The organism is Streptomyces sp. NPDC087859 (assembly GCF_044742595.1).
GTDB lineage: Bacteria > Actinomycetota > Actinomycetes > Streptomycetales > Streptomycetaceae > Streptomyces > Streptomyces canus_F.
Map to the genome: position 1 here is coordinate 201,233 of NZ_JBIUUU010000018.1, position 26,186 is coordinate 227,418.

22 protein-coding genes and 1 pseudogene are annotated in these 26,186 nt (G+C 70.7%); 12 read left to right on the plus strand and 11 right to left on the minus strand.

The genetic code is table 11. The features are described from left to right. Nucleotides 1-289: 289 nt before the first annotated feature. Nucleotides 290-1,087 (plus strand): hypothetical protein, encoded by a 798-nt coding sequence (locus tag ACIOHP_RS37470; protein WP_401894407.1) that lies wholly within the window; start codon nt 290-292, stop codon nt 1,085-1,087. On the opposite strand, the gene glgX is transcribed toward ACIOHP_RS37470, so the two are convergent. After that, complete coding sequence (gene glgX / locus ACIOHP_RS37475; protein ID WP_401894409.1) at nt 1,084-3,201, minus strand: glycogen debranching protein GlgX; 2,118 nt, start codon at nt 3,199-3,201, stop codon at nt 1,084-1,086. The genes ACIOHP_RS37470 and glgX overlap by 4 nt on opposite strands. A 180-nt stretch (nt 3,202-3,381) precedes the next feature. Here glgX and ACIOHP_RS37480 point away from each other — a divergent pair, with 180 nt between their 5' ends. The 4 genes from ACIOHP_RS37480 to ACIOHP_RS37495 all read left to right on the plus strand — a co-directional run bounded on the left by ACIOHP_RS37480 (nt 3,382) and on the right by ACIOHP_RS37495 (nt 7,750). After that, nucleotides 3,382-4,206, plus strand: coding sequence for a Tat pathway signal sequence domain protein (locus tag ACIOHP_RS37480; protein WP_401894412.1), 825 nt, complete (start codon nt 3,382-3,384; stop codon nt 4,204-4,206). A gap of 56 nt (nt 4,207-4,262) precedes the next feature. Then, the gene (locus ACIOHP_RS37485; protein ID WP_401894414.1) at nt 4,263-5,585 is read left to right on the plus strand and encodes a copper amine oxidase; all 1,323 of its coding nucleotides are present in this window, start codon (nt 4,263-4,265) and stop codon (nt 5,583-5,585) included. A 73-nt stretch (nt 5,586-5,658) separates the two neighbouring features. Then, nucleotides 5,659-6,930 carry an SAV2148 family HEPN domain-containing protein gene (locus ACIOHP_RS37490; protein WP_401894455.1) on the plus strand — a complete coding sequence of 424 codons (1,272 nt, stop codon included), beginning with the start codon at nt 5,659-5,661 and terminating at the stop codon, nt 6,928-6,930. A gap of 97 nt (nt 6,931-7,027) precedes the next feature. Continuing rightward, nucleotides 7,028-7,750 carry a 3'-5' exonuclease gene (locus ACIOHP_RS37495; RefSeq protein ID WP_361548232.1) on the plus strand — a complete coding sequence of 241 codons (723 nt, stop codon included), beginning with the start codon at nt 7,028-7,030 and terminating at the stop codon, nt 7,748-7,750. A gap of 18 nt (nt 7,751-7,768) precedes the next feature. Here the strand turns inward: ACIOHP_RS37495 and ACIOHP_RS37500 are convergent, their stop codons facing one another. Further along, nucleotides 7,769-8,632, minus strand: coding sequence for an aminoglycoside phosphotransferase family protein (locus tag ACIOHP_RS37500; protein ID WP_361548235.1), 864 nt, complete (start codon nt 8,630-8,632; stop codon nt 7,769-7,771). 233 nt (nt 8,633-8,865) lie between these two features. Here ACIOHP_RS37500 and ACIOHP_RS37505 point away from each other — a divergent pair, with 233 nt between their 5' ends. From ACIOHP_RS37505 to mgt, 4 genes and pseudogenes are all read left to right on the plus strand, one after another. Next, nucleotides 8,866-9,801 (plus strand): sugar ABC transporter permease, encoded by a 936-nt coding sequence (locus ACIOHP_RS37505; RefSeq protein WP_361548238.1) that lies wholly within the window; start codon nt 8,866-8,868, stop codon nt 9,799-9,801. Further along, on the plus strand, nt 9,798-10,631 hold the full coding sequence (locus ACIOHP_RS37510) for a carbohydrate ABC transporter permease (RefSeq protein WP_401894417.1): 834 nt from the start codon (nt 9,798-9,800) through the stop codon (nt 10,629-10,631). Before ACIOHP_RS37505 ends, ACIOHP_RS37510 begins: the two co-directional genes overlap by 4 nt. Continuing rightward, a complete protein-coding gene (locus tag ACIOHP_RS37515; RefSeq protein WP_401894420.1) occupies nt 10,631-11,908 on the plus strand; it encodes an ABC transporter substrate-binding protein in 1,278 nt (425 codons plus the stop codon). Before ACIOHP_RS37510 ends, ACIOHP_RS37515 begins: the two co-directional genes overlap by 1 nt. A gap of 22 nt (nt 11,909-11,930) precedes the next feature. Then, nucleotides 11,931-13,170, plus strand: a pseudogene (mgt, locus tag ACIOHP_RS37520) (macrolide-inactivating glycosyltransferase). 108 nt (nt 13,171-13,278) lie between these two features. Here the strand turns inward: mgt and ACIOHP_RS37525 are convergent. Next, entirely contained in the window at nt 13,279-15,543 is a 2,265-nt protein-coding gene (locus ACIOHP_RS37525) for an MMPL family transporter (RefSeq protein WP_401894421.1), read from the minus strand. Nucleotides 15,544-15,797: 254 nt separating this feature from the next. Here ACIOHP_RS37525 and ACIOHP_RS37530 point away from each other — a divergent pair, with 254 nt between their 5' ends. Continuing rightward, the gene (locus ACIOHP_RS37530) at nt 15,798-16,346 is read left to right on the plus strand and encodes a DUF1697 domain-containing protein (RefSeq protein WP_401894424.1); all 549 of its coding nucleotides are present in this window, start codon (nt 15,798-15,800) and stop codon (nt 16,344-16,346) included. Here the strand turns inward: ACIOHP_RS37530 and ACIOHP_RS37535 are convergent. Then, nucleotides 16,315-17,160: a transglutaminase-like domain-containing protein gene (locus ACIOHP_RS37535; protein ID WP_401894426.1), complete on the minus strand. Its 846-nt coding sequence runs from the start codon at nt 17,158-17,160 to the stop codon at nt 16,315-16,317. The genes ACIOHP_RS37530 and ACIOHP_RS37535 overlap by 32 nt on opposite strands. 57 nt (nt 17,161-17,217) lie before the next feature. On the opposite strand from ACIOHP_RS37535, the gene ACIOHP_RS37540 reads away from it, so the two are divergent. Beyond that, nucleotides 17,218-18,225 carry a ketopantoate reductase family protein gene (locus tag ACIOHP_RS37540; RefSeq protein ID WP_401894428.1) on the plus strand — a complete coding sequence of 336 codons (1,008 nt, stop codon included), beginning with the start codon at nt 17,218-17,220 and terminating at the stop codon, nt 18,223-18,225. A 50-nt stretch (nt 18,226-18,275) separates the two neighbouring features. Here the strand turns inward: ACIOHP_RS37540 and ACIOHP_RS37545 are convergent, their stop codons facing one another. Further along, on the minus strand, nt 18,276-19,559 hold the full coding sequence (locus ACIOHP_RS37545; RefSeq protein ID WP_401894430.1) for an MFS transporter: 1,284 nt from the start codon (nt 19,557-19,559) through the stop codon (nt 18,276-18,278). Between the two features lie 56 nt (nt 19,560-19,615). Here ACIOHP_RS37545 and ACIOHP_RS37550 point away from each other — a divergent pair, with 56 nt between their 5' ends. Next, nucleotides 19,616-20,599 carry a DUF5937 family protein gene (locus ACIOHP_RS37550; protein ID WP_401894431.1) on the plus strand — a complete coding sequence of 328 codons (984 nt, stop codon included), beginning with the start codon at nt 19,616-19,618 and terminating at the stop codon, nt 20,597-20,599. Nucleotides 20,600-20,695: 96 nt separating this feature from the next. Here ACIOHP_RS37550 and ACIOHP_RS37555 read toward each other — a convergent pair whose 3' ends face one another. The 6 genes from ACIOHP_RS37555 to ACIOHP_RS37580 all read right to left on the minus strand — a co-directional run. Further along, on the minus strand, nt 20,696-21,445 hold the full coding sequence (locus tag ACIOHP_RS37555; RefSeq protein ID WP_401894433.1) for a sirohydrochlorin chelatase: 750 nt from the start codon (nt 21,443-21,445) through the stop codon (nt 20,696-20,698). Nucleotides 21,446-21,452: 7 nt separating this feature from the next. Then, a complete protein-coding gene (locus ACIOHP_RS37560; RefSeq protein WP_401894436.1) occupies nt 21,453-22,337 on the minus strand; it encodes an ABC transporter permease in 885 nt (294 codons plus the stop codon). Continuing rightward, nucleotides 22,324-23,109, minus strand: a complete 786-nt coding sequence (locus ACIOHP_RS37565; RefSeq protein ID WP_361548268.1) for an ABC transporter ATP-binding protein — start codon at nt 23,107-23,109, stop codon at nt 22,324-22,326. Before ACIOHP_RS37565 ends, ACIOHP_RS37560 begins: the two co-directional genes overlap by 14 nt. Nucleotides 23,110-23,144: 35 nt before the next feature. Next, nucleotides 23,145-24,248 carry an aliphatic sulfonate ABC transporter substrate-binding protein gene (locus ACIOHP_RS37570; protein ID WP_361548271.1) on the minus strand — a complete coding sequence of 368 codons (1,104 nt, stop codon included), beginning with the start codon at nt 24,246-24,248 and terminating at the stop codon, nt 23,145-23,147. 231 nt (nt 24,249-24,479) lie between these two features. Then, the gene (locus tag ACIOHP_RS37575; protein WP_361548274.1) at nt 24,480-25,808 is read right to left on the minus strand and encodes a GTP-binding protein; all 1,329 of its coding nucleotides are present in this window, start codon (nt 25,806-25,808) and stop codon (nt 24,480-24,482) included. Between the two features lie 2 nt (nt 25,809-25,810). Continuing rightward, nucleotides 25,811-26,186: phosphoadenosine phosphosulfate reductase family protein (locus ACIOHP_RS37580; protein WP_401894440.1), on the minus strand; the 376-nt coding region annotated here is incomplete at its 5' end.

Genomic DNA, 26,186 nt, shown 5'->3' on the forward strand with positions numbered 1-26,186 from the left:
CGTGCGGGCCGCTGGTGGGCCGGCTCGCCGACCGGCACGGTCAGCGGACGGTCGTGCTCGTCTTCTCCCTCGTCACCGCCCTGGCGATCACGGCGCTGGTCGGCGGAGCGCTGGGCGGCCTGTCCACACCGCTCCTCGCGGTCCTCGGCGCGACGGCGGGGGCGACCGTGCCGCTGATCGGCCCCCTGGCCCGGGCCCGGCTGATCGCCCTGGCCCGCCGGCGGACGCCCCCGAGACCACGGTCGCCACGGCCCTGTCCTTCGAGAGCACCCTGGACGAGATCTCCTTCGTGCTCGGCCCCGCCCTGGTCGGCCTCGCCGCGGTCCTGGCCCACCCGGCCCACGCGCTGGGCGCCGCCGCGGTGTCGGTGGCCGTGTGCGGAACCGGCTTCGCGCTGCATCCGACGGCGACGCGAGAGGCCACCACGGCAGCCACGTCACCCACCCCCGCCGCCCGCCCCCGTGTCCCCCGCTCCGTGCACGCCCTGCGCGCCGCCCTCGCCCTCCAGGGCGCCATGTTCGGCGCCTGCCAGGCCGGCATCACCGCGCTGACCGAACGCCTCGGACAGCCCGACCAGGCGGGGCTCGTCTACGCCGCCATGGGAGTGATGAGCGCCGTCGCGGGTCTGTCCATGGCCGCCGTACCCGCGCGCGTCCCGCTCGCGACACGCTGGCGGACGGCCACCGCGGCCGCGTTCGCACTCTCCCTGCCCCTGCTGTGGACGGACGGCCTGGTCGCCCTCTACGCGGTCGTCACCGTCCTCGGTGTCGCCTACGCCCCGCACCTCATCACGGTGTTCGGGCTCATCGAGCGGGCGGTGCCGCCGGCGCGGCTCGCCGAGGCGATGGCCTTCGCGACGAGCGCCCTGGTCGGCGGCCAGGCCCTCGCGATCGCCGGCACGGGGCGTCTCGCCGAGTCGTACGGGCCCGCGGCGGCCTTCGGCGCGGCGAGCGCGGCGGCGGCGCTCGCCTGTGCGATCGCACTGACGGCGAGGCCGACGCCGTACGTCCGGGACACCGGAAGCACGCTCCACGCGCGCGTGCCACCGGCAGTCCCCGGACCGGGCAGCAGACCGGGCCGCTCCTAGACCGGCCGCTGCAACACCGTCATGCTCCGGTCCACCAGCGTCAGCCGGTCCCCGGCCTGCACCTTGGGGCCGGTGCCCGGCGGGACGCCGTCGGCGAGGGCGGTGTCGACGACGACCTCCCACTGCCGGCCGTGGTTGACCGGCACCACGAAGTCCAGCGTCCGGTGCGAGGGGTTGAACATCAGCAGGAACGAGTCGTCGGCGATGCGCTCCCCGCGCGGCCCCGGTTCGGAGATCGCGTTGCCGTTGAGGAACACCGAGATGGCCGACGCCTGCGCCCGGTCCCAGTCCCGTTGGGTCATCTCCCGGCCCTCGTGGGTGAACCAGGCGATGTCCGAGAGCTCGTCATGGGTGCCCTCCACAAGCCGCCCGTGGAAGAAGCGCCGCCTGCGGAAGACCGGATGGTCCCGGCGCAGCCACACCATCGCGCGCGTGAAGGCCAGCAGATCGCCGAAGACCTCGCCCTCCTCCGGCCACCGCACCCACGCCAGCTCGCTGTCCTGGCAGTAGGCGTTGTTGTTGCCGCGTTGCGTGCGGGCGAACTCGTCGCCGTGGCTGAGCATCGGCACGCCCTGGGACAGCATCAGGGTGGCGATGAAGTTCCGCATCTGCCGGGCGCGCAGCTCCAGCACGTGCGGGTCGTCGGTGTCGCCCTCGGCTCCGCAGTTCCACGACCGGTTGTGGCTCTCGCCGTCCCGGTTCTCCTCCCCGTTGGCCATGTTGTGCTTGTCGTTGTACGAGACGAGGTCGTGCATCGTGAACCCGTCGTGGCAGGTCACGAAGTTGATGGAGGCCAACGGGCGCCGCCCGTCGTCCTGGTACAGGTCGGAGGAGCCCGTCAGCCGCGACGCGAACTCCGCGACCGCCCGCCGCTCGCCGCGCCACAGGTCCCGCACGGTGTCGCGGTACTTGCCGTTCCACTCGGTCCACAGCGGCGGGAAGTTGCCCACCTGATAGCCGCCCTCGCCGACGTCCCACGGCTCGGCGATCAGCTTCACCTGGGAGACCACCGGGTCCTGCTGCACCAGGTCGAAGAAGGACGACAGCCGGTCCACCTCGTGGAACTGCCGGGCCAGCGTCGCCGCGAGGTCGAAGCGGAACCCGTCGACATGCATCTCGGTGACCCAGTAGCGCAGCGAGTCCATGATCAGCTGGAGGACGTGCGGGGAGCGCATCAGCAGGGAGTTGCCGGTGCCCGTGGTGTCCATGTAGTAGCGGGGATCGTCGGTGAGCCGGTAGTACGACGCGTTGTCCAGGCCCCGGAAGGACAGCGTCGGGCCCAGGTGGTTGCCCTCGGCGGTGTGGTTGTAGACCACGTCGAGGATGACCTCGATATTGGCCTCGTGCAGGGCCCGCACAGCCGACTTGAACTCCAGGACCTGCTGGCCGCGGTCGCCCCAGGAGGCGTAGGCGTTGTGGGGGGCGAAGAAGCCGATGGTGTTGTAGCCCCAGTAGTTGTTCAGGCCCATGTCGACCAGCCGGTGGTCGTTCACGAACTGGTGGACCGGCATCAGCTCCAGCGCGGTGACGCCCAGTTCCGTCAGGTGCTCGATGATCGCCGGGTGCGCGAGGGCGGCGTAGGTGCCGCGCAGTTCCTCGGGCAGGCCCGGGTGGCGCATGGTGAGGCCCTTCACATGGGCCTCGTAGATCACCGTGTGGTGGTAGTCGGTGCGGGGGCGGCGGTCGTCGCCCCAGTCGAAGTACGGGTTGACCACGACCGAGCTCATGGTGTGCGGGGCCGAGTCCAGGTCGTTGCGCTTGTCGGGCGAGTCGAAGTGGTAGCCGTAGACCTCCTCGCCCCACTGGATCGCCCCGCTGATCGCGCGCGCGTACGGGTCGAGGAGCAGCTTCGCGGAGTTGCAGCGATGTCCGCGCTCAGGGGCGTACGGGCCGTGCACCCTGAATCCGTAGCGCTGGCCCGGCATCACGCCGGGCAGATACGCGTGCCGGACGAACGCGTCGCTCTCCCTCAGCTCCACCGCCGTTTCCGAGCCGTCGTCGTGCAGCAGACACAGCTCTACTCGGTCCGCGGCCTCGGTGAAGACCGCGAAGTTGGTGCCGGCGCCGTCGTACGTGGCACCGAGTGGATATGCCTCTCCAGGCCAGACCTGCATGGATACGACTCTTTCAGCTCGTGCCCGCCGCCGGGGCGCCTTGACCTCGAGTCTCCCCGAAAGTGATGGAACCACCCATGACTTACGCCCCTCTTACCGATCGACCGGTGCATACGTGGTGTGCACAGACCTGTGGGGCAATCACATACTCCCGTGACCGGGGGGAGCAGGGGGAAAGACGTGCGCGAAATAGTGCGCCGCCACCTTGGCAAGGTGGTGGCCGGTGCGGCCATCGCGGTGGCCTCGACCGCCGTGATGGTCGGAATCACCCTGCCGGGCACGGCAGGGGCCGACGAAACGGGAGGCGCCAAGGGGGGTGGCCAGGCCGCCGCCGGGCAGCAGCAGGACCAGGAGACACAGGGTTCGGCCGGCGCGCCGGGCGTCGTCGAGGAAGCCCCCGCCGAGGGCGACAAGGGCAAGGGCCGCGACCCGCTGACCGACGACGAGATGGAGCGGGTCGCGAAACTCGCCCTCAACCGGCAGCTGTTCAACGCCAGTGAGGACGTCGACGGGGACCGCGGCCCCCAGCAGCTCGGCATCGACCTCGCCGACCCCGAGACGAGCGAGCTGGACGACCCGGACGCGCCGCGACGCGCCGACGTGACGTACTACGACTACAAGGACGACACCCTCGTCACCCGGACCGTCAATCTCGACACCGGCAAGGTCGAGGGGACCTCCACCAGTCACGGCGTACAGCCGCCGCTGAGCCGGGCCGAGACGGCCGAGGCGGCCCGGCTGCTGCTCGCCGACCCGCTGTCCGCGGGGCTGAAGGGCGACTACAAGGACGCCACCGGCAAGGAACTCACCTCGCCGGACCAGCTCCAGCTGAACAGCATGGTCTTCCGGGCGAACCCGGGGATCCGGCCCGCCGCGCTCACCGCCTGCGGCGAGCACCGCTGCGCGACGCTGACCCCGAAGGTCAAGAACGGACCGTGGATCGACACCCGGGACCTGGTCATCGACCTGAGCACCCGCAAGGTCGTCGAGATCGTCCGCGGCTGAGCCGCCCGCCCGTTCACTTTTCCCCTTCGCACCTCCTGTAAGGGAGTCATCTCTTCATGCGCGTGAACAGAATGAGCCGTGCCCGCCGGCGGACGCTCCTGGGTGTCGCCGTCATGGCCCTGGCGGCCGGCATGACCACCGGTGCGGGCCCGGCCACCGCCCAGCCGAAGGCCGCCCCCGCCGCGGCCGCCGACTGCAGCACGGCGTACCAGATCGAGAAGAAGCTCGCCTCCGGCACCACCTGGCGGATGTGCTGGCGCTTCGAGAGCAAGGCCGGGATCGTCCTGGAGGACATCTCCTACCAGCCGCCCGGCGAGACCAAGCCGATCAAGGTCCTCAACAGCGCCAGGCTCGCCCAGATCCACGTGCCGTACGACGACGGCAGGAGCGAGTACAACGACCTGACGACGTACAACTTCGGCGACGGTCTGATGAACATGACCGCCGCGGAGTGCCCCGGCGGCACGATCAAGACGGTCAAGGTCAAGAACACCTCGTACTACCAGGACCCGAACATCAAGGGCCTGTGCACCACCACCAAGACCCGCGGCCACGCCTACCGCCTCATGAACTACGACCAGAACAACACGGTCTACCAGGCGCAGGGCAAGGACCTGCTCGTCTACACGGTCAACAAGGTCGACTGGTACGAGTACATCACCGAGTGGCGCTTCCAGGACGACGGCACCGTCCACATGAACGTCGGCGCGACCGGCAGCCTTTCGCCGTACGACTACGACGCCGGTGACGGCCGCAGCTGGCCGATCGGCAAGGGCGCGGCGGCCAAGGCGGACAGCCACAGCCACAACGTCTTCTGGAAGCTCGACTTCGCCCTCGACGGCTCCTCCAAGGCGAAGGTCGAGCAGTACGACTCGAAGGTCACCGCCCCGGCCGGCGCCGGCAACGGCCCGACCGCCAAGACCACCCGCACCGCGGTGACCAAGGAACTGGCCGGCGACAGCAAGAACATGCGCTGGTGGCGCGTGGTGAGTTCGGCGGGCAAGAACAAGGACGGCCACCCGCGCTCCTACGAGCTCGTCCCCGGTCCCACCAGCAAGTACTCCGGCCGCCCCTTCACCCAGCACGACGTGTACTTCACCGAGTACAAGAAGTGCGAGAAGTACGCCAGTGAGAACCAGCCCGGCTGCGCCACCGGATCGGGCTCGTCCGTCGACAAGTTCGTGAACGGACAGGCCCTCACCCACCCCGTGGTCTGGATGAACATCGGGTTCCACCACATAGCCCGGGACGAGGACCAGCAGCCGATGCCGGTCCACTGGCAGGGCTTCTCCATCGCCCCGCGCGACGTCACGGCTATGAATCCGCTCACTCCCGCCGCCCTCGCCGGGCAGAACGGCGACTGGAACCGCGGTAGTTGAGAAACGACCCTGTCCATCCGGCTGCACCGCCGACCGCTCCCGGAGTACCCTTCCTTGATCGTTGGCAAGGGCAGTGCTCGGGGGAGCGGAAGGCGGTGCGCGGGTGGGCTCGGGAGGGCTGGAGTTGCCCCCTGGTGACGAGGGTCACGAGGGGAACTCCGCAGACGTCCCGCCCGGCACGGTGTCGCTGGCACGGCCCATGGACGCCGCCGGTTCCATCGGGCCGGAGCTGGACTGGGACGCCGACGCCTGGCGTGAGGTGCGTACGCGCGCCCAGCGAGCCGGCCGGGCCTACATCTGGCTGAACCTCGTCGAACAGCGGCTGCGCGCGGTCGTGGCCGCTGTTCTGCGTCCCATCTACGAACCCGTCCACGGCGACGACTGGGTGGTAGCCGCCGCGGGACCGGCCGGTCAGGAGTGGGTGCAGCGCGCGGTCGCCGTACGCGAAGTCAGCCGCCGCAAGGGTTACTTGCTCGACCCGGCCGACGACAACGTCCTGAGCTTCCTGACGTTGCCGCAGCTGCGCGAGCTGATGGTGCAGCACTGGCCGTGCTTCGAGCCCTACTTCGACGAGCGCCGGGACGTCGAACTCGCCCTGGACGAGCTGGAAGTGACCCGGAACGTCGTCTCGCGCAACCGGGCCCTGTCCGAGGCCGTCCTGGGCCAGGCCGAGCGGGCCTCGGCGAAACTGCTGGAGATACTCGGCGCCGGCGGCGACGTGCCGTCCGCGCGCAGGCTGCCCGTGGACGCGGTCGAGGACCTCGTCGGCGACCGGTACGCGGACGTGGTCGCCGTCCACGCCGACCGGGTACGGCTGCTGCGCCAGTTCCCCGCCGAGGACATCTTCGGCGGCGCCCGCCGTCTCGACGCCGTCGGCATCGGCCTCAACCTGCTCGTGCAGAACTTCTCCGGCCGCCGGTTGCTGCGCCTCGCCGAGGCCGGGTGCCGGGCGCGGCTGCTGTTCCTGAACCCGGCGTCCAGTGCCGTCAAGCGGCGCGAGCGCGAACTCGGGATCAAGCGCGGTGAGTTGAGCCGTGCCGTCGAGATGAACATCCTGCACATGCGCCGGGTGCGGTCCCGGCTGCGCGACCCGGGCGCCTTCGAGATCCAGGTCTACGACGAGACACCGCGCTTCACCGCCTACCTCGTCGACGGGGACGGCGCGGACGGGGTCGCCGTCGTGCAGTCCTATCTGCGGCGGTCGCGGGGCATGGAGGCGCCGGTGCTGGTGCTGCGCAACGGGAACAAGGTCGTCAAGCCGGGCGAGATCGACGACAGCGGACTCTTCCCGACCTACCGCGAGGAGTTCGAGACGTCTTGGGTGGATTCGCGACCGGTGTCCTGAAAGTTCCGTAAGCGGAACGCGGTCCTCTGATTGTCAGTGGCGCATGGGATCGTGGAGACCACTGGGGGAAAGCACCACCAAGAAGGGGGGCCGCCGCATGGGCTGGCACCAGGAGCTGCTGATCGGCTTCGACCTGGAGACGACCGGAACCGATCCGCGCGAGGCGCGCATCGTCACGGGGGCCGTGATCGAGGTCAGGGCGGGACAGCCCATAGGGCACCGCGAATGGCTGGCGGACCCGGGCGTGGAGATCCCCGCGGACGCGGTGGCGGTCCACGGGATCAGCAATGAACGCGCGGCCGCCGAGGGCCGCCCGGCCGACCAGGTCGCGGACGCCATCGCCGACGTCCTGGCGACCTACTGGAAGACGGGGGTCCCGGTCGTCGCCTACAACGCGGCCTTCGACCTGACCCTGCTCTCGGCGGAGCTGCGCCGCCACAGCCTGCCCTCGCTGCGGGACCGCCTGGGCGGCGTCGATCCGGCCCCGGTCGTCGACCCGTACACGATCGACCGGTCCATCGACCGATACCGCCGCGGCAAGCGCAACCTCGAAGCGGTGTGCGGGGAGTACGGAGTCCCGCTCGACGCCGCTCACAACGCCTCGGCGGACGCCCTCGCCGCGGCCCGGCTCGCCCACGCGATAGCCGACCGCCACCCCAAGATCGCCTCCCTCGGCCCGGCGGAACTGCACCGCCGCCAGATCGAGTGGTACGCGGAGTGGGCGGCGGACTTCCAGAGCTTCCTGCGCCGCAAGGGCGAGACGGACGCGGTGGTCGACGGGACGTGGCCGCTGCGCGAGTTGGCGGACGAAACGGTCTGACCCTCCGGGGCGAACCGCTCAGAACGGATACCAGCGCACCGTCTCGTCCCCGTCCCGCAACGACGCCACCCGACGCTCGAACTCGGCCAGCGCCGCCGGGTTGACGGGTGCGTGCTGGGCCACCCAGGCGCAGCTCGCCGTCTCCCGGGCGCCCCGCAGCACGCCGCAGCCCTCCCACTCGCGTACGTCCCAGCCGTACGCCTCGGTGAAGGACTCGTAAGCCGCCGCGGGCAACCCGTAGCGGTCGCGGGACAGGGCCATCACCACCAGGTCGTGCTCGCGCAGGTCGGCGGAGAAGGTCTCCAGGTCCACCAGGACCGGGCCGTCGGGGCCGATGTGCACATTGCGGGGGAGGGCGTCGCCGTGGATGGGGCCGGGCGGCAGCTGCGGGGTGAGCGCGGCCGCGGCCGCCGCGAAGCCGTCCCGGCGCTGCCGGAGGTACGCCGCGTCCGCGGGGTCGATCGCGTCACCCGCGAGACGCAGCCAGCGTTCCACACCCCCCAGCAGCTCGCGGGGCGGGAGCGTGAAGGCGGGGGAGGGGAGAGCGTGGACCACCCGTAGGAGTTCGGCCAAATCCCGGGGCTCGGCGGGCCGTACGGGATCGGGCAGCCGGTGCCACACCGTCACCGGGTGTCCCTCGACGAGCAGCGCCTTCGGCTCGGCCGCCCGCACCGCGGGCACCTCCGCCTCGGCGAGCCACGCCGCGATGTCCAGCTCCCGGCGGGCCCGGTCCAGGAGTTCGGCGTCCCGGCCCACCTTGACGACCAGGTCACCGGCGGCGAACACGGCGTTCTCGCCCAGCGCGAGCAGCCGCGCCTCGGCGGCCGGCCCGGGCAGCACTCCCGCCGCGGCCAGTACGTCCCGCGCCCGTGCCTCGTCCATCGTCCGCCTCCGTCTCCTCGGCCCTGCCCGTGCCGGATGTCCCGGATATGCCGATGTGCTCGTGCACACGGCGTCGACTTCCCGCCATCCGTCGGCCAGTCTCGCATTCGTACAGGTCGGACGGTGTGCACGGTGCCTTGACGACCCATAACCCCTTCACGACCATGACGGAGGCCCACCGGGGGCGGGGCCTGACCGGTCCCCGTCACGAGCCGTGCGAAGGAGCCGATCACGTGACAACGGTGACCGTGACCAAGCGCTCGACGCGGGGTGCGCCACGCGCCGGCGGGGACCGGCGGACGGTGGACCGCGGGGCCTGGTTCCTGGTGCTGCCCGCGCTGATCCCGATCCTGGTGCTGAGCGTCGGCCCGCTGCTGTACGGCATCCTGCTGGCGTTCACGGACTCCCAGTCCGGCCGGACCCGGTCCACGCAGTGGATCGGCACCCTCAACTTCCAGGACCTGCTCCACGACACGCTGTTCTGGGAGTCGTTCCGGATCGGTCTGGTGTGGGCCGTCGGGGTGACCGTGCCGCAGTTCCTGCTGGCCCTCGGTCTCGCCCTGCTGCTCAACCAGGATCTGCGGCTGAGATGGCTGGCCCGTGCGCTGGCGATCATTCCGTGGGCCATGCCCGAGGTCGTCGTCGGTGTGATGTGGCGCCTCGTCTACAACCCGGACGCCGGCGTCCTCAACGAGACCCTGCGCGACCTCGGTCTCGGTGACGGCCGCGACTGGCTCAGCGGCCTGGGCACGGCCCTGCCGGCGGTGATCGTCGTCGGCATCTGGGCCGGCATGCCGACCACCACGGTCGCGCTGCTCGCGGGTCTGCAGAACACCCCGCGCGAACTGCACGAGGCGGCGGCGGTCGACGGAGCCGGTGCCTGGCGGCGCTTTTGGACGGTCACCTGGCCCGCCCTGAGACCGGTCGCGCTCGCCATGGTCGCCCTCAACCTGATCTGGAACTTCAACTCCTTCGCCCTCGTGTACGTGCTCACCAGCGGCGGACCCGGCGGCCGCACCCGGCTGCCCATGCTCTTCGCCTACGAGGAGGCCTTCCGCTACGGGCAGTTCGGGTACGCGGCGGCCATGGGATGCGTGATGGTCGCGGTGATCTCCCTCCTTCTCGCCGTCTTCCTGGTGGGCCGGATCAGGGGAGGTGACGAGGCATGAGGACCAGCACCGCGGGCCGCGTCGGACAGTACGCCGCCCTGCTCGCGTATCTCGTCTTCCTCGCGTTCCCGTTCCTCTGGCTGCTCTCCACCGCGTTCAAGTCGCCCCGGGAACTGGGCAGTCTGCACCCGACCTGGATCCCCGAGGACCCCACCCTCGACAACTTCCGGCAGGCCTTCGACGAAGAGCCGCTGCTGCGCGCCGCGGGCAACTCCCTGCTCGCCGCGCTCGGCGCCGCCCTCGTCGCCGTGCTGATCGCGACCCCGCTGGCGTATGTCATGGCCCGGCACCGCACCCGGCTCGCGCGGGCGGCGACCGGCTGGGTGGTGGTGAGTCAGGCGTTCCCGCTGGTGCTGGTGATCATCCCGCTGTTCCTGGTGCTGAAGAACCTTCGGCTGATCAACTCGCTGTTCGGACTGGTGCTGGTGTACGTGGTGTGGGCGCTGCCGTTCGCGCTGTGGATGCTCGTCGGATACGTCCGGGCGGTGCCCGTCGAGCTGGAGGAGGCGGCGGCCGTCGACGGGGCCGGGAAGCTGCGGACGCTGGTGTCGGTGACCGCGCCGCTCCTGGCGCCGGGGATCGTGGCGACGGCACTGTTCGCGTTCATCACGGCGTGGAACGAGTTCTTCTTCGCGCTGGTCCTGCTGAAGATCCCGGAGAAACAGACCCTGCCGGTCGTCCTCACCCACTTCATCGGCGCCGAGGGCGTCGCCGACCTGGGCCCGCTGGCCGCCGCCGCGTTCCTGGCGACCCTGCCCTCCCTGGTCGTCTTCGCGATCATCCAGCGGCGGATCACGGGCGGCATGCTGACCGGGGCGGTGAAGAGCTGATGCGTACGCGAGGGATCGTCGCCCTGTGCCTGACCCTGCTGCTCACCTCCTGCACCGGTGGCGGTGACAGCGACGACGGCACCGTCACCCTGCGCTTCCAGTCCCTGGCCTGGCAGGAGGAGTCCGTCGAGGCGAACCGGCAGTTGGTGGCGGAGTGGAACGCGACCCACCCGGACGTCAAGGTCGAGTACGTCCAGGGCAGTTGGGACAGCGTCCACGACCAGCTCCTCACCTCCTTCGAGGGCGGCGAGGCGCCGGACATCATCCATGACGCCTCCGACGATCTGGCGGACTTCGCGTACGGCGGCTATCTCGCCGACCTGACCGACCTGCTGCCCGCCCGCCTCACGTCGGACATCCCGCAGCGGAGCTGGGACACGACGACCTTCGGCGACGGCGTCTACGGAGTGCCCTTCCTCCAGGAACCACGGGTGCTGATCGCCAACGCCACATGGCTGAAGGAGTCCGGCGTACGGATCCCGACACCCGAGGACCCCTGGACCTGGCCGGAGTTCCGGCAGATCACCGACCGGCTGAGCGGCGACGGGAAGTACGGCGTCGCCTGGCCGCTCAAGGAGCCCGTCTCGGCCACGCTCAACCTCTCCCTGTCGGCGGGCGGCCGGCTCTTCCACCGGGGCTCGGACGGCAAGGTGACGATCCGGTTCGAGGAGGGCGACGAGGTCGTGCCGCGCACCATCCACGAGCAGGCGAACACCGACCGCAGCGCCTCGCCCACCACCCTCGGCAGCGGCGGCTCGGACACCCTGCCCGGCTTCTTCGGCGGCCGGTACGCGATGGTCCCGCTCGGCTTCTCCTACCGCCAGCAGATCGCCCAGCAGGCGCCGAAGGGCTTCGACTGGCAGGTGCTGCCCGCCCCGGCCGGCGCCGACGGGCTCAGTCAGGGTGTCAGCCCGCAGACGCTCTCCGTCGCCGAGGACAGCCCCCACAAGAAGGCGGCCGTCGAGTTCGTCGACTTTCTGCTCCGGCCGAAGAACATGGTGCGCCTCGCGCTGGGCGACTGGATGCTGCCCACCGGCACCGAGGCACTGAAGGACCCGGCCCTGCGCACGGGTGAGAACGACTGGGCCACGGGGACCGCGCTCGCCGGCCGACTGCGCTCGGCGCCCGCCCAGTCCGTGCGCGGCTATCCCGAGTGGAAGGACAAGGTCGCCACGCCCGCCTTCCAGGAGTACTACAGCGGGGCGATCGGACTCGACGAGCTGCGTGAGCGGCTGGAGAAGGACGGCAATCTGGTGCTCGCCCGCTATCAGCGCTAGCTGCGAGGTTCACGAAAATACATTGCACGAGACGTATCGTCTCGCCTACGGTCGACGTCATGACCACTCCCGCACACATCGCCATGTTCTCCATCGCCGCCCACGGCCACGTGAACCCGAGCCTGGAAGTGATCCGGGAGCTCGTCGCACGCGGCCACCGCGTCACGTACGCCATCCCGCCGGTCTTCGCGGAGAAGGTCGCCGAGACCGGCGCCGAGCCCAGGCTCTGGAACTCCACCCTGCCCGGCCCCGGCGCCGACCCGGAGGCATGGGGCAGCACCCTGCTGGACAACGTGGAGCCGTTCCTCGCCGATGCCGTCCAGGCGCTCCCGCAGCTGATCGAGGCGTACGACGGGGACGAGCCGGATCTCGTCCTGCACGACATCGCCTCGTACCCGGCCCGCGTCCTCGCCCACCGCTGGGGCGTGCCCGCCGTCTCGCTCTCGCCGAACCTCGTCGCCTGGGAGGGCTACGAGGAGGAGGTCGCCGAGCCGATGTGGGCGGAGCCGAAGAAGACCGAGCGCGGACAGGCCTATTACGCCCGCTTCCACGCCTGGCTGGAGGAGAACGGGATCACTCGGCACCCCGACGACTTCGCCGGCCGGCCCTCTCGCTCCATCGTCCTGATCCCCAAGGCGCTCCAGCCCCACGCCGACCGCGTCGACGAGACCGTCCACAGCTTCGTCGGCGCCTGCCAGGGCGACCGCGGCGCGGAGGGCGACTGGCAGCGGCCCGCGGACGCCGAGAAGGTGGCGCTCGTGTCGCTCGGGTCGTCCTTCACCAAGCAGCCCGGCTTCTACCGGGAGTGCCTGAAGGCCTTCGGTGACCTGTCGGGCTGGTATCTGGTGCTCCAGATCGGCAGGAGCGTGGACCCGACCGAACTGGGCGACATCCCCGCGAACGTCGAAGTGCGCTCGTGGGTACCGCAGTTGGCGATCCTGCGCCAGGCCGACCTGTTCGTCACCCACGCCGGCGCCGGTGGCAGCCAGGAGGGGCTGGGCACCGCCACACCGATGATCGCCGTACCGCAGGCGGTGGACCAGTTCGGCAACGCCGACATGCTCCAGGCGCTCGGCGTCGCCCGGCACATCCCCACCGAGGAGGCCACCGCCGAGACCCTGAGGGCCACCGCCCTCGCCCTCGTGGACGACCCCGAGGTCGCGCGGAAGCTCAAGGACATCCAGGCCGGGATGGCCGACGAGGGCGGCACCCGGCGGGCAGCCGACCTCATCGAGGCCGAACTGCCCGACCGCCAGGGCTAGTTCAGGGCGTCGAGACCTCCGCGAACGACAACGTCGATCGACCGGAGGGCAGGCGAAGGCCCGTTGGTTCCCCCGGGATACCAACGGGCCTTCGGTCAAGAGGCGGAATCAGACAGGGACGCGATCGCCCTCGTCGTCCCGCGCCGACTGCACCACGGCCTCGGGCGCCTCGTCGTGCGTGAGGTCCGGCAGCCGGTTCAGCCACTTCGGCAGATACCAGTTGCGCTCACCGAGCAGTGCCATGACCGCCGGGAGCAGCACACCCCGGATGATCGTCGCGTCGATGAGCACCGCGGCCGCCAGGCCCACACCCATCTGCTTCATGGACTGCATGGACAGCGTGCCGAAGATCCCGAACACGGCGACCATGATGACCGCGGCACTGGTGACGACACCGGCGGTGGTGACCACACCGTGCTGGATCGCGTCCTTCGTCGTACGGCCGCGCAGCCGGGCCTCGCGGATCCGGGAGACCACGAACACGTGGTAGTCCATCGACAGGCCGAACAGGATCACGAAGAGGAACAGCGGCAGCCAGCTGATGATGGCGCCCACGCCCTCCGCGCCCACCAGGGACGCGCCCCAGCCGTGCTGGAAGACGGCGACGAGGATGCCGTACGCCGCACCCACCGACAGCAGGTTCAGCACGATCGAGGTGATCGCGATCGTCAGCGAGCGGAACGACAGCAGCATCAGCAGGAAGGCGAAGACCACGACGAACGCGAAGACCGGGACGACCGCGCCGGTCAGCTGGTCGTTGAAGTCGTTCGAACCAGCCACCTGACCGGTGATCGGCGCCTCGAGGCCGTCCACCTTGCCGAGCGTCGCGGGCCGCACCTCGTCCCGCAGCTTGTCCAGGCTCTCGCCCGCCTTGTCGAGGTCGGAGCCGCCGACCAGCGGGACGTACACGAAGGCGAGGTTCTGCGCGTCGTGCAGCTTGATCTCCACCGGGCCGCGCGAGGCACCCGAGGCGATCGCCTCCTGCTTGAAGGCGGCCAGCGCGCTCGTCACCTCCGGGGCGTTGATGTCGTCCGCCTTGACGATCACCTCGGCGGGCTCCGAGCCGCCCGGGAAGGCCTCGTTGACCCGGTCGTAGGTCTGCACGATCGGCAGCGAGTCGCCGAACTCCTGGTCCAGCGTGAGGTTCTGGGTCTTCATGCCGACCGCGGGCGCCGCGATCGCGAGCAGCACACCGGCCGCGACGACCACCGAGACCATGGGACGCTTCAGCACACCGCCGAGGACGGCCGTCCAGAACCGGCTCTCCCGGTTGACGGGCCCGCGGTTGCGGCGAAGGCGGCTCTCCGGGTGGAGGAAGGGGATCTTGCCCATCTCGACCCGGTGGCCCAGCAGCGACAGCACCGCCGGCAGCACGGTCACCGAGCCGACCATGGCGACGGCGACGACGATCAGCGAAGCCAGGCCCATCGCCTCGAAGTCGGCGATCCCCGTGAAGAGCATGCCGGCCATCGCCACACACACCGTGACACCGGAGACGATGATCGCGCGGCCACTGGTGGCGGCGGCTATGCGCAGGGCCGTCTGGGCGTCCCGGCCGGCCTCGCGCTCCTCGCGCTCACGGCGCAGATAGAACAGGCAGTAGTCGACGCCGACGGCCAGACCGACCAGGAGCATCACCGAGTTGGCGACATCGCCCATCGGCATCACATGGCTGACGATGCCCATCAGACCCATCGTCGCCATGATCGCGGTGATCGCCAGCAGCACCGGTACCAGCGCCGCCACCAGCGCACCGAAGGCCACGAGCAGAATGCCGAGGGCCACGGGCAGAGCGGAGTACTCGGCCTTCTTGAAGTCGTCGCCGAACGCGTCGTCGAACGTCTTCTGCATGCTGGCGCTGCCGATCTCCTCGATCCGCACCGAGGAGTGGTCCCGCTGGACCTTCTCGACCGCGTTCAGCACCGGCTCGACCCGCTCGGCCGCGGTCTCCGCGTCGCCGCGCATGTCGAACTGCACCAGTGCGCTGCGGCCGTCCTTCGAGATCGTGTCGGCGGTGTACGGCGACTGGACGTCCGTGACCTTCCCGGTCGCGTCGACGGCCTTGACGACCGCGTCCACGGCGGCCCGGAACTCGGCGTCCGTCGCCTTCAGCCCGCTGCCCTTCGCCTGGACGAGGACCGTCTCACCGGCCGGTTCATCGATGTCGGCGTCCTTGATGATCGTCGCCGCGGTGTGCGTCTCGCCCTTCAGGCCTTCGCTCTCGTCGACGTCGACCCGGCCCGCCGCCGAACCGAGTCCCATCGCCAGGACCACGAACAGCACCCAGATGCCGACCGCCGCCCAGCGATGCCGGGCGCTCCAGCCGCCGGCCCGGGCCGCGAGGCCCCGCACGCGTGTTTCTCCGTTCCCCATGACGGGCTTGCCCCCTTGATCGAGGTGACGGCCCCCTGCCGCCACCGGACGATGGCGACCCGTGCCGCACACCGTTCGATTCGAAGGTATGGCGCGGATAAAGCCTTCTCGTCGTTCTGCCTGGTGAAGTGAGGTGGGCGGGATCGTCCGCTCGGACCCCCCGGACCCTCCTCACTGAGGAGGAGGGTGACCCTTACACCTACCGGTGGCTCTGCGGGGAGGCCATCGGGGGGAGGCCGCCCTAGGGTGTGCGCATGACGACGTATGCGGCGCTGTTGCGGGGGATCAACGTGGGCGGGGCCAGGAAGGTCCCGATGGCGGAACTGCGCACACTGATGGAAGGCCTGGGCCACGCCGGCGTGCGCAGCCACCTCCAGAGCGGCCAGGCCGTCTTCACCGCCGGCCACGGCGACGAGGAGTCCCTCGCCGCCGAGCTCACGGCCGCGATCGAGAAGCACTTCGGCTTCTCGGTCGACGTGATCGTCCGCGACCACGCCTATCTCGCCGCGATCGCCGACGCCTGCCCCTTCCCGGCCGCCGAACTGGAGGCCAAGCAGCTCCACGTCACCTACTTCTCGCAGCCGGTCGACGCGGACCGCTTCGCGGCGATCGACCAACCCGCGTTCCTCCCGGAGGAGTTCAAGCTCGGCGACCGTGCCCTGTACCTCTACGCCCCGAACGGCCTGGGCCGCTCCAAGCTCGCCGAACAACTCGCCAAGCCACGCGTGAACAAGGGCCTGACCGCCACCACCCGCAACTGGAACACCGTCGTCAAGCTGGTGGAGATGACCGCCGCAGAGTGACCTGCCGCGGGCCCGAGTACACGGTGTACGAGGTCACCGTGTCCGGCACGGACGACATTCCGTCGGGCACCTCGCCGGCGGCGACCGCGTCCATCAGGGCGAGGTCGCCGGCGGTGAGATCCGCGTCGTCCATGACCTGCCGCGGGCCCCAGCCGTCCCAGGGGAGCGGCTCCACTCCGTTCAGCGCCGCCAGGTCCTGAAGGAGCCGGGCCCGCACGAGCCACAGACCCCTCAGCCCCGCGACGCTCCAGAACCCGAACGTCGCGGGATCGGCGGTCCCGTCGCGGCACGCCCGCCAGGCGTCCGCCGCCAGGAGGAAGCGGTCGCGCGGCACGTCCAGCGGATCGAAGGGGATGTCGTACGACGGGTGCGTGACCTGCGGGTCGACCAGCCGCCAACTCCCGTCCGGGAGCCGGTACTCGGTGACCCAGTGGTCTTCGTGAAACCCCGTCACGAAGTAGGTCGCGAAGCCGCCGCGGATCCGCGCGGGCGTCCCCGTCGCCCGCAGCAGTGAGCACAGCAGCAGGGAGAAGTCCCGGCAGGTGCCCACGAACCGCTCATGCGGCGCGCGTGCCTCGGTGAGCGGCGCGTCCCGGCGCTCGCGCAGGATCCGCAGGATCTCGGTGACGTACCGCGATTCGGCGTCCTCGTGCAGCCGTTGGTCGGGGACGGTGTACCCGAACCGTGGGCCCTCCAGCCGATGAATGATCAGATCCCTTACGGCATGGGCGAGTTCACCCGGATCGCACGGCAGGCCGGTGACGTCCAGGTTCCCCGGGTCGCGGTACGGGGTCTGTCGCAGATAACTGTCCATGGCCGGGGAGTCTCGGCCTTTACCCAAGGACAAGGTCAAGCGTGCGAGGCTCGTCCTATGCGCTACATCATCATCGGAGCAGGGGCGGTCGGCGGCACGATCGGCGGGCGGCTCGCGGGCTCGGGGCACGAGGTGGTCCTGGTCGCGCGCGGAGCCCATCGCGCGGCGCTGGAGGACGGCGGGCTACGGCTCAGGGTGCCGGAGGGCGAACTGACCTACCGGCTGCGGGTCGTCGAGGGACCCGCCGGGCTCGGCGAGCTGCGCGCCGACGACGTCCTCGTCCTCGCCGTGAAGACCCAGGACAGCGCGGCCGCCCTCCAGACCTGGGGCCCGGCACCGGTCGAGGGCGGCGGCACGGCGGCCGAGCGGCTGCCGCTCCTCTGCGCCCAGAACGGTGTGGAGAGCCAGCGGCTCGCCCTGCGGGTCTTCCGCACCGTGTACGGCGTCTGCGTCTGGCTGCCCTGCACCTACGTCGAACCGGGCGTCGTCAGCGCCGCCGGCAGTCCGCTCACCGGCATCCTCCACCTCGGCCGTTACCCGCACGGCACCGACGAGACCGCCCGGCTGGTCGCCGCGGACCTGGAGAAGTCGCACTTCGAGGCGCCGGTCACGCCGGACGTGGCGCGCTGGCAGTACGCCAAGCTGCTGGCCAACCTCGGGAACGCGCTGGAGGCCGTCACCGGGCCGATGGAGAGCACGGAGGCGGTGACGCTCTTCGAGAGGGTGAAGGCCGAGGGCGCGGCCGTCCTCGCAGCCGCCGGGATCCCGTACGCGGGCACCGAGGAGCAGAAGGCGGTCCGCGGCGACAAGGTCTTCCTCGTCCCGCTCCACGGCACCCCGCGCGGCGGCGGCTCCTCCTGGCAGTCCCTCACCCGCGGCACCGGCACCATCGAGGCCGACTACCTCAACGGCGAGATCGCCCTCCTCGGCCGCCTCCACGGCGTCCCGACCCCGCTCAACGACCTGCTCCAGCGCCTCGCCAACACCTTCGCCCGGGAGCGCCGGGCGGCCGGGTCCATGCCGGTGGCCGAGCTGACGCGGCAGGCCGACGCAACGGAGCGCTGACGACCTGGGGCAGTGCCGCCCGGCGCCTCGCCCCGGACAGGAGAGGGACGTCAGCTCTTGTCGCCGCGCCACTCGCCGTTGCGCTGCGCCCAGCGGACGGCGGGTGCCACCGCCAGCCCCGCGGCCGCGAACAGGACGCCGAGCACCACCCAGCCCGCCGAACCGTGCTGGATCGCGGTCACCGTGACCAGCGCGGGGCCGGCCATCATGCCCGCCGACATGCCCGCGCCGAACACCCCCTGGTACACGCCGTGGGCACGGGAGTCGGCGAGTTCGTAGCCGAGCGTCCAGCCACCCGCCGCCGACAGCACCTCGGCGAAGACCTGCACCACCGCGCCGACGCCCAGCGCGAGCACCGCCCACACCGGCGACAGGCCCGCCGACAGCGCGTACACCGCACAGGCCGCCGCGAGCAGCAGCCCCGAGAAGCCCATCGCCCGCACCGCGGAAGGGACTTGGGAGGCGCGCCGGGCCACCCGCACCTGGAGCAGGGCCACCAGCACACAGTTGAGGATCATCAGCAGGGCCGCCGTCCAGCGAGGCGCCTCGGTCCGCTCGACGATCCACAGCGGCAACCCGACCTCGCTCAGCGTGTATTGCGCGACGAGGATCGCGTTGAGCACGGTCACCGCGAGAAACGGCAGGTCGCGCACCGCCCGCCAGCGGTCGGCGGCCGGGGCGTCGGGCGCGTGGGCCGTCCGCTCCAGGGCGTGCGGTGCCAGCGGCAGCCGGGGGAGCAGCAGGGCGGGGCCCGCGAACGACAGGGCGTTGACCACGATCACCGCCATATAGGCGCCGCGGGTGTCGAGTTGGAGGGCGATCGCGCCGAACACGCCGCCCACGCCCATGAAGACGTTCGTCACCATCCGCAGATAGGCCCGCGCCTCCACCCGGGTCGCCGCGGGCAGCACATCGGCGTAGATCGCGCCCTGCACCCCGCGGCTCGCCATCTGCAGCCCCGTTGCGCAGACCACCGCGACGAGGAACCCGACGTACGACTGCACCAGGACGTACGCGGCCGTCGCCACCCCCGTCCCGGCCCACAGCCATGCCCCCACCTGCCGGGCGCCCCACCGGTCCGCGGCCCGCCCCGCCGGCACCCCGGCTGCCACCCCGACCAGGCCGGCGCCCGTCATCCCGAGCCCCACCGAGGTCGCGTCGAGGCCGACGATGCGAGTGAAGTAGAGGACGCCGAGCGGGAAGTAGAGGCCGTTGCCGAGGGAGTTGACGGCGGTGAGCAGGGCCGCGCGGCGCAGGGTCGGGTCGGTGGGGAGGCGCGAGGGGCGTAGCTCCTGGCCCGCGGAGGCGGGCACGGCGGTGGGTGTCGTGGTCATGCGGACATCCCACCCGGCGGCCGGCCCGCGCCGACAATGATTTAGCGTGGAGCTCAATGATCGAGTTCCGCTTCGAGGTCGGCGACCTCGCCACCACCTCCTTCGCGTACTCCCCGCTCCAGGAGACGGTGTTCTCGCTGCGCTGTCTGCACGACCCGGCCCGCTACCCGCACCACCGGCCGTGGCTGCGCCGGATGCGCCCTCGCCTCGAAGCCCTCGACCACGAACTCCTCACCGCCCTCACCACCCCCTGGCTGTGGGTGCCGGACTTCCTCACCCCGCGCCCCGACCGGGCCCGCCCCGCCTTCGCGGACGAACTGGACCGGGTCCGCCGTACGCCCTGGGACGTCCTGGAGGCCGACTTCCGCGCCGCCTACCGGACGGGGGACGCGCTACCGCCCGTCGTCGCCCGGGGGCTCGCCGATCCGGACGCCTTCCTCGCCCGGATCGTGGACGCACTCGCCGCCTACTGGCACACCTGCCTGGCCGGCGACTGGTGGCCGCGCGTGCAGAGCATCCTGGAGGCCGATCTCGCCCACTACGGACGGGTGCTGGCGGAGCAGGGGGCCGGCGCGATGTTCGAGGACCTCGACCGGCGGCTCTCCTGGACCGACGGCCGGCTGAGGCTGTCCACACAGGACTTCATGCAGCAGGCACCGTGGGGTGACACCAGCATCGCGGGGCGCGGCCTCGTACTGCTGCCGACCATGTTCGCCCGCGGCGCCCAGCCCCTGATCGACCCCGACCGCCCGCCGACGCTCGTCTACCCGGCCCGCGGCCGTGCCACCCTCTCCGAGGAACCGCCCCCGGTCACCGACGACGCCCTGGCCCGCTTGCTGGGCCGTCCCAGAGCCAGGCTCCTGCTGCTCCTGGCGGAACCGGCTTCGACGACCGAGCTGGCCCACCGCCTGAACGTCACCCCGGGCGCGGTGAGCCAGCACCTGGCGGTGCTCTACGACGCGGGACTGCTCAGCAGGACGCGCAACGGGAGGGTCGTACGGTACGCGAGGACGCGGCTGGGGGACGACCTGTGCCGTTGAAGGTGCCTGGACGACACCCACCCAAGGGGCGCGGGGCTGTATCGATCTGCGGCTCCGCCGCGTGGGCGCGGCCGGCCCTCACCGGCCCGCGGACGGCTACGCGCCGACGACCGCCAGCGCGGGCACCCGCGCCTCGTCGTACCGCTCCAACAACACCCGCGCCACCTCCGGCGACGGGCCGAGCACATCGGCCAGCACATCCGCTTCGGCCGCGCCCCGCGCGATCCGGTCCGGCAGGAAGCCGGGGGCGAGCACGTACGGCGCGACGGCCACCCGGGAACAGCCCAGGAAACGGAGTTCCCGTACCGCGTCCTCCGTGCGGGGCAACGCGGCGGAGGCGAACGCAGGCCGCACGGCACACCAACCGGTGCGCCGCCACTCCCGCGCGATTGCTGCGATCACTGCGATCGCCTCCGGGTCCGTGGACCCCGCCGAGGCCAGTACGACCCCGGTCGAGGACTTGTCGGCCGGCGTCAACCCGGCCTCGTACAGCCGCCGTTCCAGCGCCGACAGGAGCAGCGGGGACGGGCCCAGCACCTCCGCCTGGCGGATCCGCAGCTGCGGCGGAGCGTCCCTGAGGACCGCGGGGATGTCCGCCTTCGCGTGGAACGCGCGGGTCAGCAGCAGCGGCAGGGCGACGACGTCACGGACGCCCTCCGCCGCCAGTGACTCCAACACCCCTTGGACGGAGGGGATGTTGAAGTCCAGGAAGCCGGTCTCCACCCGTACACCGGGGCGCATGGAGCGCACCCGGCGCACCAGGGCGTGCACCGCCGCGGCGTGCCGTGGATCACGGCTGCCGTGGGCGATCACCAAAAGGACGGGGCGGACCGGCTTCTTGTACATGCGAACCTCAGCTCTTCACCAGCAGACCGCGACTGCGCAGCACCCGCCGCTCCAGGGGGCTGAAGACCAGCAGATCGACGGCGATACCGACGAACAGGATCAGGAAGATGGCCTCGAAGATCATCGGCATGGAGCTGGCGTTGCGGCCGTTCTCCAGCAGCGCGCCGAGACCGATGCCCAGATCGGGCGAGGAGGCGATGATCTCCGCCGCCATCAGCGAGCGCCAGGAGAACGCCCAGCCCTGCTTCAGACCGGCCAGATAGCCCGGCAGCGAGGCCGGCAGGACGATGTGCCAGGCGCCCTTCCACCCGGTCGCGCCCATCGTGCGGCCCGCCCGCAGGAACAGCGGCGGCACCTGGTCGATGCCGGAGACCAGACCGTTGGCGATGGACGGGACCGCGCCGAGCAGGATCACCGCGTACATCATCGAGTTGTTCAGGCCCAGCCACAGGACCGCCGGCGGCACCCACGCCACCGACGGCAGCGACTGGAGGCCCGACAGGACCGGTCCGATCGCCGCACGCACGAACTTCACCCGGGCCACGATCAGACCCAGCGGGGTGCCGATCGCCAGCGCCAGCAGGAAGCCGAGCAGACCGCGCTCGACGCTGGTCCAGATGTAGCCGAGGAGCTTGCCCTCCAGCCAGGCGTCCTTGAACTCGGTCGCCACCTCGCCGGGCGAGGGCAGCTTGGTCGGGTCGGTGACGATGTCGAGCGAGATCAGCGCCTGCCAGATCACCAGGACCACGGCGGTCGCGACGAGCGGCGGAAAGATCTTCTCGCGGAAGGTCTGCCGGAACGGCGGCCGGCCCGTGACCTGGGTGTCCAGCGCGTCGAGGCCCGCCTCTACGCTCCCGGTGTCCTGGACCGGTGTCGTGTCAGTGCTGGCCATGACGGCGGATCTCCCCACGCAGTACATCGGTGATCTCGAGGGACAGTTCGGCGACCGGCGCGTCCTCGATACGGCGCGGCTGCGGGATGCCGACCGTCCACTCGCGCGCGATCCGGCCAGGGCGCGACGACAGCAGGATCACGCGCTGGGCGAGCCGCACCGCCTCACGCACGTTGTGCGTGACGAACAGGACGGAGACCCCGGTCTCCTGCCAGATACGCGTGAGCTCGTCGTGCAGCACGTCCCGCGTGATGGCGTCGAGAGCCGAGAACGGCTCGTCCATCAGCAGCAGGCTGCTCTCCTGGCCGAGGGCCCGGGCCAGCGCCGCGCGCTGGCGCATACCACCCGACAGCTCGTGCACGCGCTTGCCGTACGCGCCCTGCAGCCGCACGAGTTCGAGCAGCGACTCCGCCTTCTCGCGCCGCTCGCTCTTCGGAACTCCCCTGAGCTTGAGGGCGAGTTCGATGTTCCTGCCCGCCGTCAGCCACGGCAGCAGAGCGTGTTCCTGGAACATCAGGGCCGGGCGCCCGTCCGTCTTGATGCTGCCCGCGCTCGGGTCGTCGAGACCCGCGACCAGGTTGAGCAGCGTGGACTTGCCACAGCCCGAGGCCCCCAGGAGGGTGACGAACTCGCCCGGTGCGACATCGAGGGTGATGTCGTCGAGGACGAGCTGCTGCCCGGCGGGACCGGCGAAGGACTTCGAGACATGCTCGATCCGGGCGGCGTACTCGACTGACTCGGCCTGCTCGGCCTTGGCAACCGCGGTGGCCATGGTCGTCACCTCCTGGGGACTTAGGGGGTCAGGACTTACTTGACGCCGAGACCGGAGTCGTCGACCGTGCTCTCACCCGCGGCCTTGAGGACCTTGTTCAGAAGCGTGAGGTCGTAGATGCCGTCCAGCAGCGGGTCCTCCAGCAGACCGGCCTTCACCGCGTGCTCCGCCTCGGTGTTGAGGGTGGCGGCCAGCGGGTCGTTGGTGAACTGGATGGACTTCCACGCCGGGTCCAGGACGTCCGCCGGGAGTGCCTTGCCCGAGTCGGCCTCCAGCTGCTTGTTCGCCGCTGCCTTGGCCTCGTCCGGGTTGGCGTTGATCCACTTGTTGGCCTCGACCGAGGCCTTCAGGACCGCCTCGACGGCCTTCGGGTGCTCCTTGAGGAACTTCTGCGACACGATGATGTTCGTGATCACGAACTTCTTGTCCGGCCACAGGTCCGCCTCGTCGAGCAGCACCTTGCCGCCCTCGGCGACCAGCTTCGACGCGGTCGGCTCCGGCACCCAGGCGCCGTCGATGGAACCGGACTTGTAGGCATCCGGGGTGACCTTGTTGTCGGTACGGACCACCGACACGTCGCCCTTGCCGCTCTCGGCGTCGACCTTCCAGCCCTGGTCCGAGATCCAGTTGAGGAACGCCACGTCCTGCGTGTTGCCCAACTGCGGGGTGGCGATCTTCTTGCCCTTGACGTCCTTCAGGGACTTGATCTTCTTCGGGTTGACGACGAGCTTCACGCCGCCGGACGCCGAACCGCCGATGATGCGCAGGTTGGTGCCCTTGGACTTGGTGTAGCCGTTGATCGCCGGGGACGGGCCGATCCAGCCGATGTCGATGGAGCCGGAGTTGAGCGCCTCGATCTCGGAGGGCCCGGCGTTGAACACCTGGTACTTCGCTTCCGTGGCGCCCAGCGCCTTCTGGAAGTAGCCCTTCTGGTTGCCGACCAGCGCGGTGGCGTGGGTCAGGTTCCCGAAGTAGCCGATCTTGACGGAGTCGAGACCGTCGATCTTCTTCGCCCCCGCGGCGACCTTGGCGGTGTCGTCGTCCTTGGCGTCGGAGCCGTAGCCGCAGGCGGCGAGGGTGAGAAGGGGGAGCGCGGCTATGACCGCGAGGGTGCGGCGAAGAGCGGATTTTGCAGGCACGGGAGGTGTTCCTCTCGGAGGCCCGGCGGTCACGGTCTCTCAGGTCGTGGCCGGGAGGTCGGCAGGTCTTCGTCTCGTCCGGGACGTCGGGTGGGGGGACGGGGCGCGCAAGCGGTGCGCGTACGTCAACGCACACATCGCGCCACTCCGCCCTGCCCGCTGCCGAGCGCGCCGCTGCCGACGCGGCCGCCCTCCTTCGCGAACGTGGAGAAGTAGTCGGTGGAGTTCATGTCAGAAGTCCCACCCGTCGTCCTCGGACGTGTCCTTGACGGGTTCCGGGGACGCGAACGACTCGCCGACCATGCCCGCGGTGAGCGTGGTGCCGTCGTTGGGGTCGATCAGGATGAACGAACCGGTACGCCGGGAGTCGGAGTAGGAGTCCACCGGCAGGGGCTCCGCCGTGCGGACCTTCACCCGGCCGATGTCGTTGGCGACGAGCTGTCCCGGGTGCGGGTGCAGGGACAGGTCGTCGAGCGTGAGACGGGACGGGATGTCCTTGACGATCGCCTTCACCGTGCGGGTGCCGTGCTTGAGCAGCACCCGGTGACCGACGGTCAGCGGCGCGTCGGCCACATGGCAGACGGTCGCCTCGATGTCCTGGGTGGTCGGCGGGGCGTCCTTGCTGGGCACGATCAGGTCGCCGCGCGAGATGTCGATGTCGTCCTCCAGGAGAACCGTCACCGACTGGGTCGTCCAGGCGATGGAGACCGGCTCGCCGAGCAGGTCGATGCCGGAGATCTTCGAGCTGCGGCCCGAGGGCAGCACGGTCACCGACTCGCCGACACGGAACGAACCGGCGGCGATCTGACCGGCGTAACCGCGGTAGTCGGGGTGCTCGGCGGTCTGCGGACGGATCACGAACTGCACGGGCAGCCGCGCGTGGCAGTGGCTCAGGTCGTGGATGACCGGGACCGTCTCCAGGTGCTCCAGGACGGTGGGGCCGCCGTACCAGTCCATGTTCGCGGACGGCTCCACCACGTTGTCACCGGCGAGCGCCGAGATCGGGATCGCGGTGACCTCCGGGACGCCCAGTTCGAGCGCGTACGCCGTGAACTCCTCGGCGATCGCGGCGAACACGGACTCCTGGTAGTCGACCAGGTCCATCTTGTTCACGGCGAGGACCACGTGCGGCACCCGCAGCAGCGCCGCGAGGGCGGCGTGCCGGCGGGTCTGCTCCACGACACCGTTGCGGGCGTCGATCAGGATCACCGTCAGCTCGGCCGTGGAGGCACCCGTCACCATGTTGCGGGTGTACTGCACGTGCCCCGGGGTGTCCGCGAGGATGAACCGGCGCTTGGCGGTGGCGAAGTAGCGGTACGCCACGTCGATCGTGATGCCCTGCTCGCGCTCGGCGCGCAGGCCGTCCGTCAGCAGTGCGAGGTCCGGGCCTTCCTGGCCGCGCGAGGCGGAGGCGCGCTCCACAGCCTCCAGCTGGTCGGTGAGGACCGACTTGGAGTCGTGCAGGAGCCGGCCCACCAGCGTGGACTTGCCGTCGTCGACGGAGCCGGCGGTGGCGAACCGCAGGAGCGTGGTCTCGGAGAGTTCCGTGGTCGTGCTCATGCTTAGAAGTACCCCTCGCGCTTACGGTCTTCCATCGCGGCCTCGGACATCTTGTCGTCGGCGCGGGTCGCGCCCCGCTCGGTCAGCCGGGACGCGGCGATCTCGACGATGACGTCGTCCAGCGTCACCGCGTCCGAGTCGACGGCACCGGTGCAGGACATGTCGCCGACGGTCCGGTAGCGCACCAGGCGCTTCTCGACCGTCTCGCCGTCCTTGGGGCCGCCCCACTCGCCGGGAGTCAGCCACATGCCGGAGCGCGAGAACACCTCACGCTCGTGCGCGAAGTAGATCTCCGGCAGTTGGATGCCCTCGCGGGCGATGTACTGCCAGACGTCCAGTTCGGTCCAGTTGGACAGCGGGAAGACGCGGACGTGCTCG